This is a genomic window from Bradyrhizobium sp., assembly GCF_016219575.1.
In the GTDB taxonomy this organism is placed as follows: Bacteria; Pseudomonadota; Alphaproteobacteria; order Rhizobiales; family Xanthobacteraceae; genus Bradyrhizobium.
The window spans coordinates 1,221,203-1,233,939 of the sequence record NZ_JACRMG010000009.1 but is presented as its reverse complement, the minus strand read 5'-3'; the positions used below and the strand labels follow the sequence as shown (position 1 = coordinate 1,233,939).

The 12,737-nt window shown below is 65.1% G+C and carries 12 protein-coding genes and 1 tRNA gene; 11 read left to right on the top strand and 2 right to left on the bottom strand.

Features of this window, described 5'->3' with window-relative positions; translation table 11 throughout:
* Nucleotides 1-14: 14 nt before the first annotated feature.
* Together thiL and HZB49_RS10940 are read left to right on the top strand one after the other, a co-directional pair.
* On the top strand, nt 15-1,001 hold the full coding sequence (gene thiL / locus HZB49_RS10945) for a thiamine-phosphate kinase (protein WP_291610978.1): 987 nt from the start codon (nt 15-17) through the stop codon (nt 999-1,001).
* A gap of 262 nt (nt 1,002-1,263) precedes the next feature.
* The gene (locus tag HZB49_RS10940) at nt 1,264-3,378 is read left to right on the top strand and encodes a sodium-translocating pyrophosphatase (RefSeq protein ID WP_291610977.1); all 2,115 of its coding nucleotides are present in this window, start codon (nt 1,264-1,266) and stop codon (nt 3,376-3,378) included.
* A 79-nt stretch (nt 3,379-3,457) separates the two neighbouring features.
* On the opposite strand, the gene HZB49_RS10935 is transcribed toward HZB49_RS10940, so the two are convergent.
* Together HZB49_RS10935 and bamE are read right to left on the bottom strand one after the other, a co-directional pair.
* The gene (locus HZB49_RS10935) at nt 3,458-4,465 is read right to left on the bottom strand and encodes a tripartite tricarboxylate transporter substrate binding protein (RefSeq protein ID WP_291610975.1); all 1,008 of its coding nucleotides are present in this window, start codon (nt 4,463-4,465) and stop codon (nt 3,458-3,460) included.
* 121 nt (nt 4,466-4,586) lie between these two features.
* Complete coding sequence (gene bamE, locus HZB49_RS10930; protein ID WP_291610973.1) at nt 4,587-5,060, bottom strand: outer membrane protein assembly factor BamE; 474 nt, start codon at nt 5,058-5,060, stop codon at nt 4,587-4,589.
* Between the two features lie 104 nt (nt 5,061-5,164).
* Here bamE and HZB49_RS10925 point away from each other — a divergent pair, with 104 nt between their 5' ends.
* The 9 genes from HZB49_RS10925 (at nt 5,165) to HZB49_RS10885 (ending at nt 12,732) form a co-directional block, all read left to right on the top strand.
* Complete coding sequence (locus HZB49_RS10925; RefSeq protein WP_291610971.1) at nt 5,165-5,713, top strand: ubiquinol-cytochrome C chaperone family protein; 549 nt, start codon at nt 5,165-5,167, stop codon at nt 5,711-5,713.
* The gene (locus HZB49_RS10920) at nt 5,710-6,279 is read left to right on the top strand and encodes a DUF177 domain-containing protein (RefSeq protein ID WP_291610969.1); all 570 of its coding nucleotides are present in this window, start codon (nt 5,710-5,712) and stop codon (nt 6,277-6,279) included. The genes HZB49_RS10925 and HZB49_RS10920 overlap by 4 nt, the downstream gene beginning before the upstream one ends.
* 292 nt (nt 6,280-6,571) lie before the next feature.
* Nucleotides 6,572-7,633, top strand: a complete 1,062-nt coding sequence (gene plsX / locus HZB49_RS10915) for a phosphate acyltransferase PlsX (protein ID WP_291610967.1) — start codon at nt 6,572-6,574, stop codon at nt 7,631-7,633.
* Nucleotides 7,630-8,607, top strand: a complete 978-nt coding sequence (locus HZB49_RS10910; protein WP_291610965.1) for a beta-ketoacyl-ACP synthase III — start codon at nt 7,630-7,632, stop codon at nt 8,605-8,607. The genes plsX and HZB49_RS10910 overlap by 4 nt, the downstream gene beginning before the upstream one ends.
* A 133-nt stretch (nt 8,608-8,740) precedes the next feature.
* Nucleotides 8,741-9,073, top strand: coding sequence for an integration host factor subunit alpha (locus HZB49_RS10905; protein WP_291611185.1), 333 nt, complete (start codon nt 8,741-8,743; stop codon nt 9,071-9,073).
* A gap of 35 nt (nt 9,074-9,108) precedes the next feature.
* On the top strand, nt 9,109-9,669 hold the full coding sequence (locus HZB49_RS10900; protein ID WP_291610963.1) for a MerR family transcriptional regulator: 561 nt from the start codon (nt 9,109-9,111) through the stop codon (nt 9,667-9,669).
* Between the two features lie 100 nt (nt 9,670-9,769).
* Nucleotides 9,770-9,847, top strand: a tRNA-Pro gene (locus HZB49_RS10895).
* 187 nt (nt 9,848-10,034) lie between these two features.
* Nucleotides 10,035-11,285 (top strand): hypothetical protein, encoded by a 1,251-nt coding sequence (locus HZB49_RS10890; protein ID WP_291610960.1) that lies wholly within the window; start codon nt 10,035-10,037, stop codon nt 11,283-11,285.
* Nucleotides 11,275-12,732: an SDR family NAD(P)-dependent oxidoreductase gene (locus HZB49_RS10885; protein ID WP_291610959.1), complete on the top strand. Its 1,458-nt coding sequence runs from the start codon at nt 11,275-11,277 to the stop codon at nt 12,730-12,732. The genes HZB49_RS10890 and HZB49_RS10885 overlap by 11 nt, the downstream gene beginning before the upstream one ends.
* Nucleotides 12,733-12,737 lie beyond the last annotated feature (5 nt).

The following is a 12,737-nucleotide window of genomic DNA, read 5'->3' as shown; positions in this document are numbered from 1 at the left end:
GGGGAGTGCTTGCAATGATCGCATCCGGCGAGGACGCGCTGATTGCGCGCTATTTCAAGCCGATCGCGACCGACCCCGGCGCGTTCGGCCTCGACGACGATGCGGCGGTGCTGAAAGCGCAGGGCGCCGATATTGTCGTAACGACCGATGCCATCGTCGAGGGCGTGCACTTCCTGCCCTCCGATCCCCCTGAGACGGTCGCGCGCAAGGCGCTGCGGGTGAACCTGTCCGATCTCGCCGCCAAGGGCGCGCAGCCTGCCGGCTTCGTGCTGACACTTGCGTTGCGCACGGCCGAGGACGCCTGGCTCAAGCCGTTTGCGGCGGCGCTTGGCGAGGACGCCAAATCCTATGCCTGCCCGCTGCTCGGCGGCGACACCGTCTCCACGCCCGGGCCGTTGAGCATCTCGATCACCGCGTTCGGGCGGGTGCCGGCCGGCAAGATGGTTCATCGCAGCGGCGCGCAGCGCGGCGACCGTGTGGTCGTATCGGGAACGATCGGCGATGCCGCGCTCGGCCTCGACGTCCTCAAGGGCGGGGCGGTGGCGGCGGCGCTGGCGGGCGATGAAGCGGCTCGGCAGATGCTCATCGGCCGCTACCGCGTGCCGCAGCCGCGCGACGCGCTCGCGGTGGCGATCCGCAACTACGCCAGCGCGGCCATGGATGTGTCGGATGGACTTGCCGGCGATCTGACAAAACTCTGCGCGGCGTCCGGCGTGTCCGCGGCGATCCATGCGCCTGGCATCCCGTTGTCGCGCCCCGCAGCCTCACTCGTCGCCAACCGCACCGTGGGGATCGACATGCTGATCACCGGAGGCGACGATTACGAGATCGTCTGCACCGTGCCTGAGGCCGACTTCGAAGCGTTCGCGCAGGACGCGCGGAAGGCGGGCGTGAACGTGACCCCGATCGGCGCCGTCATCGCCGGGAGCGCTGTTCCCTCATTTCTCGACGGACAGGGCAGGGAACTGGCGTTGAAGAGCCGTTCCTGGAGCCATTTCTAGGTCACGCCAGAGCGGTCCGAATATCTGCAGCCCGGGTTTCCGGAGGATGCGCCGGAATCGACCCAAAAGCCGGTTTCCGAGCGTGAAATACCTGCCAAAATCACCAGTTTTGGTCGTCCGCGGCGTTGCGCCGGGGGACCCTTTTTGGCATGGTCCCGCCGATTTGAGGCCGCCCTTTTGGGCAGGGCTGGCCTCCTTTTTAGACGCAGGGCCGCATCCGCGGCGCCAGCGTGGGGCTACTTCAAAATCTGAGGCAACTTCAATGACAGCATTATGGGTGATTGTGCTCTGCGGAGTGCTTTCCATCGTTTACGCCATCTGGGCGACCATGTCGGTCCTCAAAGCCGACGCCGGCAATCCGCGCATGCAGGAAATCGCCGCCGCCGTGCGTGAGGGCGCGCAGGCCTATCTGCGCCGCCAGTACACCACGATCGGCATCGTCGGCGTCGTGATCTTCGCACTGCTCGCCTGGTTCCTCGGCATGCTGGTCGCGATCGGCTTCCTGATCGGCGCGATCCTGTCGGGTGCAGCCGGTTTCATCGGCATGAACGTCTCGGTTCGCGCCAACGTCCGTACCGCGCAGGCGGCGACGACGTCGCTTGCCGGCGGCCTCGAGCTCGCCTTCAAGGCCGGTGCCATCACCGGCATGCTGGTGGCTGGTTTGGCGCTGCTCGGTGTCACCATCTATTTTGCCTATCTGACGCAGGTCATGGGCCTCAAGCCCAACGACCGTGTCGTGGTCGACGCACTGGTCGCGCTCGGCTTCGGTGCTTCCTTGATCTCGATCTTCGCCCGTCTCGGCGGCGGCATCTTCACCAAGGGTGCTGACGTCGGCGGCGACCTCGTCGGCAAGGTCGAGGCCGGTATCCCCGAGGACGATCCGCGCAATCCCGCCACCATCGCCGACAACGTCGGCGACAATGTCGGCGACTGCGCCGGCATGGCGGCCGACCTGTTCGAGACCTATGCGGTGACTGCGGTCGCCACCATGGTTCTCGCCGCGATCTTCTTCGCGACCTCGCCGTTGCTGTTGAACATGATGACGCTCCCGCTCGCCATCGGCGGCGTCTGCATCATCACCTCCATCATCGGCACCTTCTTCGTCAAGCTCGGCGCCAACCAGTCGATCATGGGCGCGCTGTACAAGGGCCTGATTGCGACCGGCATCCTGTCGCTCGCGGGCGTGGCTGGCGTGATCTACTACCTGATCGGCTTCGGTCCGCTGGCCGGCGTGAAGTACACCGGTCTTGCGCTGTTCGAATGCGGCGTGGTCGGCCTCGTCGTCACCGCGCTGATCATCTGGATCACCGAATACTACACCGGCACCGATTATCGCCCGGTGAAGTCGATCGCGGCGGCCTCCGTCACCGGTCACGGCACCAACGTGATCCAGGGTCTCGCCATCTCGATGGAAGCAACCGCGGGCCCCGCGATCGTGATCATCGCCGGCATCCTCGTCACCTACAGCCTTGCCGGCCTGTTCGGCATCGCGATCGCGACCGCCACCATGCTGGCGCTTGCCGGCATGATCGTCGCACTCGACGCCTTCGGTCCGGTCACGGACAACGCCGGCGGCATCGCCGAAATGGCGGGCCTGCCCAAGGAAGTCCGCAAGTCGACCGACGCGCTCGACGCGGTCGGCAACACCACCAAGGCGGTCACCAAGGGTTACGCGATCGGCTCGGCCGGTCTCGGCGCGCTGGTGCTGTTCGCGGCCTACAATGAAGACCTCAAGTTCTTCATCGCCAGCAAGAACGCCTACTTTGTGGGTGTCGCCCCGGACTTCTCGCTGAACAACCCCTACGTCGTGGTTGGCCTGCTGTTCGGCGGCCTGCTGCCGTATCTGTTCGGCGCGATGGGCATGACCGCGGTCGGCCGCGCTGCCGGCGCGATCGTCGAGGAAGTGCGCCGTCAGTTCCGCGAGAAGCCGGGCATCATGCAGGGCACGGACAAGCCGGACTACGGCAAGGCCGTCGACCTCCTGACCAAGGCTGCGATCAAGGAAATGATCATCCCCTCGCTGCTTCCGGTGCTGTCGCCGATCGTCGTCTACTTCCTGATCTACGTCATTGCGGGCGGTGGTGCGGCCGGCAAGTCGGCGGCGTTCTCGGCCGTCGGCGCCATGCTGCTCGGCGTGATCGTCACCGGCCTGTTCGTCGCGATCTCGATGACCTCGGGCGGCGGCGCCTGGGACAATGCCAAGAAGTACATCGAGGACGGCCATTACGGCGGCAAGGGCAGTGATGCCCACAAGTCGGCCGTGACCGGCGACACCGTCGGCGATCCCTACAAGGATACGGCGGGTCCCGCGGTGAACCCGATGATCAAGATCACCAACATCGTGGCGCTGCTGCTGCTCGCGATCCTCGCGCACTAGGCAAGTATCACTACGAAGAAAACGAAAACCCCGCGGTGCGAGCCGCGGGGTTTTGCTTTCCTGATGGATGGAGGAGGCGTTATTTGACGTCCATCTCCAGGCCTTCCTTCTCGATGATCCCGGCGAACTTCTTGATCTCGGCATCGATGAAGGTGCTGTATTGCTCGGGCGTGGTCCAGTCGGTGCGGGCGCCCATGGTGGCGACGTTCTTCTTGACGTCCTCGCGTTCCAGCATCGCCTTGATCTGCTTGTTGAGCTCGTCGACGACGGGCCGGGGCGTCGCCTTCGGCAGGAAGATGCCGAACCAGGAGGAGACGTCGAAATTCGCCAGTTCAGGCGCGGCCTCGCGCATGGTCGGCAGGTTCGGTGCGAGGTGGCTGCGCTCCGGCGTGGTGACGCAGAGGCCGTTGAGCTTGCCGGCCTCGACCTGCGGCAGCGACGGATAGAGGTTGTCAAACAGCACCTGGATGTCGCCGGCAAGTCCCGCCTGCAGCGCCGGACCGGCGCCACGGAAGGGCACGTGCGTCATCTTCAATCCCGTGAGCTGCAGGAACCAGGCGCCGGTGAGATGCGGGCTTTGTCCGGTGCCGGAAGAGCCCCAGGTGAGCTTGTCCGGATTGGCCTTGAGGAAGGCGATCAGCTCCGGAATCGACTTCAGTCCGGTCGAAGGATGCGCCGACACGATGTTCGGGATCCGGATCATGTTGGAGACCGGCTGCAACTGGTCGGGCTTGTAGCTGAGGTTCTTGTAGATGCGGTAGGCGATCGCGTTGGGGCCGGGATTGCCGACCATGATGACGTGGCCGTCCGGCTTGGCCCGAACCACTTCCGCAGCGCCGATGGTGCCGCCGGCGCCGGAGCGGTTTTCCACGATTGCCGACTGGCCCCAGGCCGACTGCAAATGCGCGGCCAGCAGCCGTCCCATCACGTCGGTCGCGCCGCCAGCCGCCGCCGGCACGATCAGCTTGACGGTTTCCGTCGGACGCCAGTCGCCGGCACCCAGGCTCGAACGCGGTACGATCGCCGCAGTGGTCAGCGCGGCGGCGCCGGTAAGCACGTTGCGGCGGGACAGCAATCGGGTCTTCACAATATTCCTCCCTGCGGGATTGTTGATTTGCGCCCGAAGGGTAGGGAGTGCGGCGCGGCAGGACAAGCGCACGATTGCGCGCAGCCTCATGCGTGGCTTGCGGTACAGGAAAGTCCGACGGCTAGTTGAAGCTGAGCAGCTTGAACAGCGGCGTCAGGTAGCTGAGTTCCTGACCCGAGGTCGGCGTGGTGCGGCTGATGAAGTCGAAGATCTTGCCGTCCTGCAGGCCATAATTGGCCAGACGTCTGACCTGCCGCTTCTTGTCGAAATAGATCGCGATCACCCGCTGGTCGACGACCTGCTGGTTCATGAAGGCGACCTTCCGCTCGCTCCGCTGCGAGATGTAATAGAACACCTCGCCGTCAAGCGTGGCGACGGTCGACGGCGTGCCCATCACGATCAGCACCTGGTCCTGGCTGGCGCCGATCGGAATCTGCTCCAGCGCGCCCGGAGGCAGGATGTAGCCCTTCTGGAACTGCTCGCTGGTGCAGCCTGCGAGCATGGCGGCCACCAGCGCGGCCGCGGCCACGACTCGCCAGCGCGCCTTGCTGCGCGAGCGATGCGCACGAGAGCCTGATTGGGCAAATACGGTCATTATCGGAATAGTCCCGTCCCCTTGCCTCCAGCGAGGCGTTGACGTACCGGGCTGGGCTGGAGATTGCAACAAGAGCGGGCCTGGTCCCGCGCGCGGAACCCACAATGCTCTGGCCGTTCAATCAGTTCAGGAAACCCCGGCTTGCCCCGCCCGGCACCATCGAGGCCATCTATGGCATGATCGTGACGCAAGCGCGAGAACCCTTATTTTACCGGGACTTGGGCGTGCCCGATACGGTTAACGGTCGTTTCGACCTGGTTCTGCTGCACTTGTGGCTGGTCCTGCGCCGCCTGAAATCGGTTGGGTCCGGAACGGTCCTGTCACAGGCCCTGTTTGACCATTTCTGCAACGATATGGACGACAATCTGCGCGAAATGGGGGTCGGCGACCTTGCTGTCCCGAAGCGGATGCAGGCCTTCGGCGAGGCCTTCTATGGCCGCACCGCCGCCTATGACATGGCCCTGACCGAGGGAAGCGAGGCGCTCGCCGGGGCGATCTGCAAGAACGTCCTCAACGGTGCGAATCTGGAAAAGGCCAGCGAGCTTGCGGCCTACGCCGGAACCGCGATGGCAATGCTGGCCCAACTGGATGACGCCGCGCTGCTCAATGGCGGCTGGCAGTTTCCGCTCCCCGAACAGGCGAGGCCGCAGTGAGCAACCGGCAGGACAGGCCCGATCCCTGGCGCTCACCGGTTACCCTCGCGCAGGTTCCCGAGCGTGGGTTGCATCGCGAACTCGACGCGGACGAAGCCCAGCGCAAGGCGATCGCCGAGATCGGCGGCTTGCGCGAGGTGGTTTTCGCGCACGCATCCTTCGACGTTACGCCGAAGAGCGGCGGGCGCTTCCACGTGGCCGGAAATGTTCGCGCACGGATCGGGCAGACCTGCGTGGTGACACTCGATCCGATCGAGACCGACGTCGAGGAGTCGATCGATCTGATGTTTGCGCCGCCGGAGCAAGTTCCAGCGCTTGCCGATCTCGCCGACGAAGCGGCGGCCCACGACGATATCGATCCGCCCGAGCCGATCGAGGGCGGCGCGATCGATCTCGGCCGGCTTGCCACCGACGCGCTGTTCCTCGGTATCGATCCCTATCCGCGCAAGGCGGATGCCGTGTTCGATCTCGAGGTCGCGCCGCCTGACCCGGAGGACCATCCCTTCGCCGCGCTGAAGGCACTCAAGGCCAAGCCGAAGGCGAAGCGGAAGCCGAAAGGCAAGTAGACGGCAGCATCTCCCGTGGCGCGCTCGCTTTCCACGGCAACGGTCTCTGCCATCTGTTCAACAAATCTATCTAATAGATTGATTTATAAAGGATAATTCTCTATCTATGCGAATCTCCGCGCCGGCGCGGCCTATTTGCGAAGGCGGCGGTCAAGAGGTTGTGTCGGAGCCGGGAAACGCTATTGTCGCGCCCCGGCCGGGACGCAGCGCTTGGTCGCGCCACTATCCGCCGACGGCTTCCTCTGTGCGGCCGAACTTCAGCACCACCAGAGATCAGGTTTCCGGGACGTTCATGCCTCAGAAGGTTCGAATTGCGCTTGACGCCATGGGTGGCGATGTCGGCGCTTCGGTCGTCATTCCCGGCGCCGCGATTTCACTGACCCGGCATCCCGGCACGGAATTTCTCCTGTTCGGCGACCGCGCAAGTATCGATCCCGAGCTCGAAAAACATCCCGCGCTAAAGAAGGTCTCCCGCGTCATCCACACCGACGTGGCGGTCGGCATGGACGACAAGCCGAGCCAGGCCTTGCGCCGCGGCCGCAAGACCTCATCGATGTGGCTCGCGATCGACGCGGTCAGGAAAGGCGAGGCAGACGTCGCGGTCTCCGCCGGCAACACCGGCGCGCTGATGGCGATGGCTCGCTTCTGCCTGCGTACGCTGCCGGGCATCGACCGCCCCGCGATCGCCGCGGTCTGGCCGACCGCGCGCGGCGACTCCATCGTGCTCGATCTCGGCGCCACCATCGGGGGCGACGCCCACCATCTGGTTGCGCTCGCCGTGATGGGCTCCGCGATGGCGAGCGTGCTGTTCGAAAAGGAGCGGCCGACGGTGGGGCTGCTCAATATCGGGGTCGAGGAGATCAAGGGCCACGAGGAGATCCGCGAGGCCGCGGAACTGCTTCGCACGCTGAACCTGCCGCAGCTCGAATATGTCGGTTTCGTCGAGGGCGACGGCATCGGCAAGGGGGCAGCCGACGTGATCGTATCCGAGGGGTTTTCCGGCAATATCGCGCTCAAGGCGGCCGAGGGAACCGCGCGCCAGATGAGCGAGTTGCTGCGCGTGGCGCTGTCGCGGACCTGGCTTACCCGGATCGGCTATCTCCTTGCCCGCAGCGCCTTCAAGGAACTGCGGGACAAGCTCGATCCCAACAAGTCCAATGGCGGGGTGCTGCTGGGTCTCAAGGGGGTGGTGGTGAAGAGCCATGGCGGAGTCAGCGCCGAAGGCTTTGCCTATGCCGTCGATGTTGGCTATGAGACGGTCCACTACGATCTCCTCACCAAGATCAACCGCATGCTTAATCGTGACGGCGGCGCGCTGGCCCAGGCGCAGACCGCACAGGAGGCTGTTTCGTGACTGCGATACGTTCGGTCGTGCTCGGCTGCGGTTCCTATCTGCCGCAGAAGGTGCTGACCAATGCCGAACTGGCGGCACGAATTGACACTTCCGACGACTGGATCGTGCAGCGCACCGGCATCCGGCAGCGCCACGTTGCGGCCGATGACGAATTCACCTCGCATCTCGGCCTCAATGCCGCGCGCGCGGCGCTGGCCGATGCCGGCGTCGATGCCCAATCGATAGACCTGATCGTGGTGGCGACCTCGACGCCGGACAACACCTTTCCGGCTACGGCCGTGGCGATCCAGAACGGACTGAACATTCACCATGGCGCGGCCTTCGACCTGCAGGCGGTCTGCTCCGGCTTCATCTTTGCGCTCGCGACCGCCGACAATTTCCTGCGCAGCGGCGCCTGCAAGCGTGCCCTGGTGATCGGCGCCGAGACCTTTTCGCGTATCCTCGACTGGGAGGACCGCACCACCTGCGTGCTGTTCGGCGACGGCGCCGGTGCGGTGGTGCTGGAGGCGCAGGAACAGCCCGGCACGACCTCCGACCGCGGCATCCTGACCACGCATCTTCGCTCCGACGGCCGGCACAAATCGAAGCTTTATGTCGATGGTGGGCCTGGCTCGACCAGGACCGTTGGCCATCTGCGCATGGAAGGCCGCGAGGTCTTCAAGCATGCGGTCGGCATGATCACAGACGTGATCATCGACGCCTTCAAGGCCACGGGAACCAGCGCGGAGGACATCGACTGGTTCATTCCGCACCAGGCCAACAAGCGAATCATCGATGCTTCCGCGCACAAGCTGCATATTGCGCCGCAGAAGGTGGTGCTGACCGTGGACATGCACGGGAACACGTCGGCAGCGTCGATCCCGCTGGCGCTGTGCGTTGCGGTGAGGGACGGCCGCGTCAAGAAAGGCGACCTGTTGATGCTGGAAGCCATGGGTGGCGGCTTCACCTGGGGCTCGGCGCTGGTCCGCTGGTAAGTGTGGCATAAAGAATTCAACGCGAATTATAAGCGTCTTTTCATGCTCTTGCATGATGCTCGCTGTTGACCGTGGTTTGCTAACCTCCTAATTTCTGGGAACAAATTTGTTCGCCGAGAGTGCGGGGCAGGCGATGACCACGGGAACAGGCAAGACAGTTACACGCGTCGATCTGTGCGAGGCGGTCTATCAGAAGGTGGGCCTGTCGCGCACGGAGTCGTCGGCGTTCGTCGAACTGGTTTTGAAAGAGATCACCGATTGCCTGGAGAAGGGCGAGACGGTGAAGCTTTCGTCGTTCGGTTCCTTCATGGTGCGCAAGAAGGGTCAGCGTATCGGACGCAATCCGAAGACCGGCACCGAAGTACCGATCTCGCCGCGTCGTGTGATGGTGTTCAAGCCGTCGGCGATTCTGAAGCAGCGTATCAACGGGCATGCGCCCACCAATGGCGACGGCAAGGGCGATTAGCGCTCAATAAGAGATGAGCGGAAAGGAGCGGGCATTTGGACAAGGCGCCGGATGCGTTCCGAACCATTAGTGAAGTCGCGGACGAACTCGACATTCCCCAGCACGTGCTGCGTTTCTGGGAGACCCGGTTCGCGCAGATCAAGCCGATGAAGCGAAGCGGCGGTCGCCGCTATTATCGCCCCGACGATGTCGATCTGCTCAAGGGCATCCGCCGTCTGCTGTACGGCGAGGGCTATACCATCCGCGGTGTGCAGCGCATCCTCAAGGAGCATGGCGTCAAGGCGGTGCAGGGGCTTGCGGATTCCTCGGTCGCGGCCTCCTTCGGCGCGGTGGAGAAGACGCTCGAGCAGACCATGGCCGAGGAGGATGCCGAGGCGCCGGCCTCCTCCTTCGAGGGCGACGACGAGGATTACGAGGGCGCCGACGACGGCATCGATTTCCGCTTCCTCGAGCTCGACGAGGACGGCATCGCGAAGAACCTGCCGGAACCGGCGGCCGCTGCCGCCCGTGCGGTCGATCGCGCCCGCCTGGAAGGCGTGCTGCAGGATTTGCTCGCCGCCCGGCAATTGCTCGATTCGGCGCTCAGGGAAGGCTGACCTGGGGCGGAACAGCCGCAAGGGTAGGCCCGCGGGGCCGTATCGGGCTCCTTATTGGACTCCTTGCGCCGGGCAGCGATGAACGCTAAGGGAACGGCATCGGAGCGTGGCGCAGCCCGGTTAGCGCACTAGTCTGGGAGACTAGGGGTCGGAGGTTCAAATCCTCTCGCTCCGACCATCAAATCAACGGGTTATGGCCTTGCCGCTTCCGACCGGTGCATCAAGGGAAGCATTTTTGAGGCACCATTTCCCACAGTGCCACTCCGTCCAGGGCTCCATTTCGTAAGGCGCAGCGGTTGGGCGGGAGCACCTGATCCATGTTTGCACGAGCCGCATCATGCGACGTTACCCCGCGCGACCGGCCGGTGCGGCTGGCCGGTTACGCGGCGCGCCGGGAGGCGGTCTCTACCGTCCTCGACCCCATCGAGGTTTCGGCGGTGCTGCTGGAGGCGGGCGGGCGGCGCTGCCTGATCTTCAGCTTCGATCTGATGATCGTCGGGACCGAACTGCAGCAGGCGATTCATGCCCGGCTCGCGCCGCATGGATTTGCACCGGCCGAGATCATGCTGCTTGCATCGCATACGCATTTTGCGCCGGCCACCGATCGCGCCTGCGCGCCGCTCGGCGTGCCCGACGGGCAATTCGTGGCCGATCTCGTGGCGGCCTCCGAGAATCTCGTCGGGCGGATGCTGCAGGACCAGCCCGCCGAGAGCAGGGTGGAGATCAAGCGCGGCCGCCTCAGCCATTCCGTCAACCGCCGCCGCTACTGGCCGCTTCCTACCGTCGGTCGTACCTACGGTTTCAAACTCACCAGCACCGTGATGGCGCCGGATCCGCAAGGGCCGACTGACGAGATGGCGACGGTGCTGCTGCTTCGCCGCGTCGACGATGACAGGGTGATCACCGCCGTCTGGCACTACACCTGCCATGCGACCGCAGTCATTCCCCTCAATGTCATCAGCGCCGACTTTCCGGGCGCGGTCCGGCGCGCGCTGCGCCGGCGGTTCGGTGAAATCCCTTGTGTGTTCGTGCAAGGATTTTGCGGCGACATCGGTCCGAGGATAGCCGGGACGGGCACGCAGGAAAGTCTCGCCGGCCGGCTGCGCCGGTTCGCTCGCAAGGTGGTCTCGGGGCCGGCCTTTCCCCCGCGTGTTGCCGGCGACTGGGTGCGCTGGAGCGAGGGCCTTGCCGCCGGCGTTGCTGCGATTGCCGGGCAGCCGGCCGAGTCGGCGGATATACCCGCAACCCTCTCGACCGGCGCCGCACAGATTCCGCTGGCGGAGTTCTTTCGCGGCAGTGCCCCGGACAAGCCGCTTACCGTTCAGGCGCTCCGGCTCGGCCAGGCGTTCGAGCTCGTCGCGCTGTCCGCGGAGGTTACGGTGGAATGGGAAGCCATCCTGGATTCCGCGCTGCCGGCCAGTGAGGCGCGGCTGCGGCTCTATGCGGGTTATCTCGGCGCGCTCTACGGCTATCTCCCCACGCCCGGCCAGATCGGCGAGGGCGGCTATGAGGTGACGGGATTCCAGCCTCTGTTCGGCCTTTCGGGTAACTTTGATGCCGGGAAGATAGCCACCGCCGTGGTCGGCTGTGCTAAGCGGGCCATCGATGACCTCTAGTGCCGCCATCGCCAGCCGCGCCTTCACGCTGGACGACCAGCGCCAATTCGCGCGGGCGTCGGGCGACTCCAATCCGCTGCATCTTGATGCCCGCTTCGCCCGCCGCACCCAGATGGGTGCGCCGGTCGTGCACGGCATCCATACCGTACTGTGGGCGCTGGAGGCCTGGCTGCGCGCCGGAAGCTTCGATGTCAGGAGCATCCGCGTTCGCTTCCACCAGCCGTTGTTTCTCGACGAGACCGCCGAGGTGCGGATCGGCAGCCGGACCGAGTCCTCGGTCGATCTGGATGTCATCGCCGCAGGCGCCGTCATCGCCGCGATCAAGTTGTCGTCTCGGCCCGGCAAGATCTCCGGATCGTCCGTGGGTAGCGCGCTGCCTGCGCCGCGCGTTATTTCGGAGCCGCTCGATCCGCCATTCGCGCAAATGGCGGATCAACGCGGCGCAGTCGCACCCGCTGCAAGCGAGGATGAAATCCGCCGCTTGTTTCCGGGTCTCTCCAGCGCCATAGGTCCGGCGGCCGTCGGCGCGTTGATGGCGACATCGCAGGTCGTCGGGATGGCCTGCCCGGGTCTGCATTCGCTGTTTGCCGGGCTCGACGTGACCCGCGATGCCGCGAGCGATGGCACACATGCGCTCGGTTTTGCCGTCCACAAGACCGATGCACGCTTCCGTTCGCTGCAGATCGATGTTGCCGGCAGCGGCCTGACCGGCCGGCTTGACGCCTTCGCGCGCCCGCAGCCGCCCGCGCAGGCGGACATGGATAAGGTCGCGATGCGCGTCGCAGGAAAGCCGTTTGCCGGACAGCGCGCCCTCATCATCGGCGGCTCGCGAGGGCTCGGCGAGGTCGCCGCCAAGATCGTCGCGGCAGGCGGTGGTCATCCCGTCATCACCTTCCGCGAGGGCAGGCAGGAGGCGGAAAGGGTCGCCGGCGAAATCCGCCAGGCCGGCGCAACATGCGACGTCATTTGCTATGATGCGCTCCGGCCGGCTGCCGCACAGCTCGGCGGCGCCGGTGCGGTTGATAGCTGCTTCTATTTCGCCACGGCAAAGATCTTCCAGCGCAAGTCGGCGCTGTTCGAGCCGGAGAAGCTGAGGGTCTTCCTCGATTATTATGTCGATGGATTCTTCGATCTCTGCTCCGCGCTCGTACAGGCGAATTCCGGCGGCGTCGCCATGTTCTATCCATCCACCACGGCGCTCGACGCGGCAACCGCCGGCATTGCCGAATACGCCATGGCCAAGGCGGCGGGAGAGACTCTCGTGCAGCAGCTGAACGCGTTCATGCCCGGCGTGCGCGCGATCTCGCGGCGCCTGCCGCGCATCGCGACCGATCAGACCGCGACGGTGGGCGTTGCCAGCGCGCATGATGCGCTGGACGTGCTCTTGCCCATCGTGCACGAGGTTCAGCAAGCCGCTCGTCCGGCGACGCAGGGCGCGCGGGGATAGCCGGT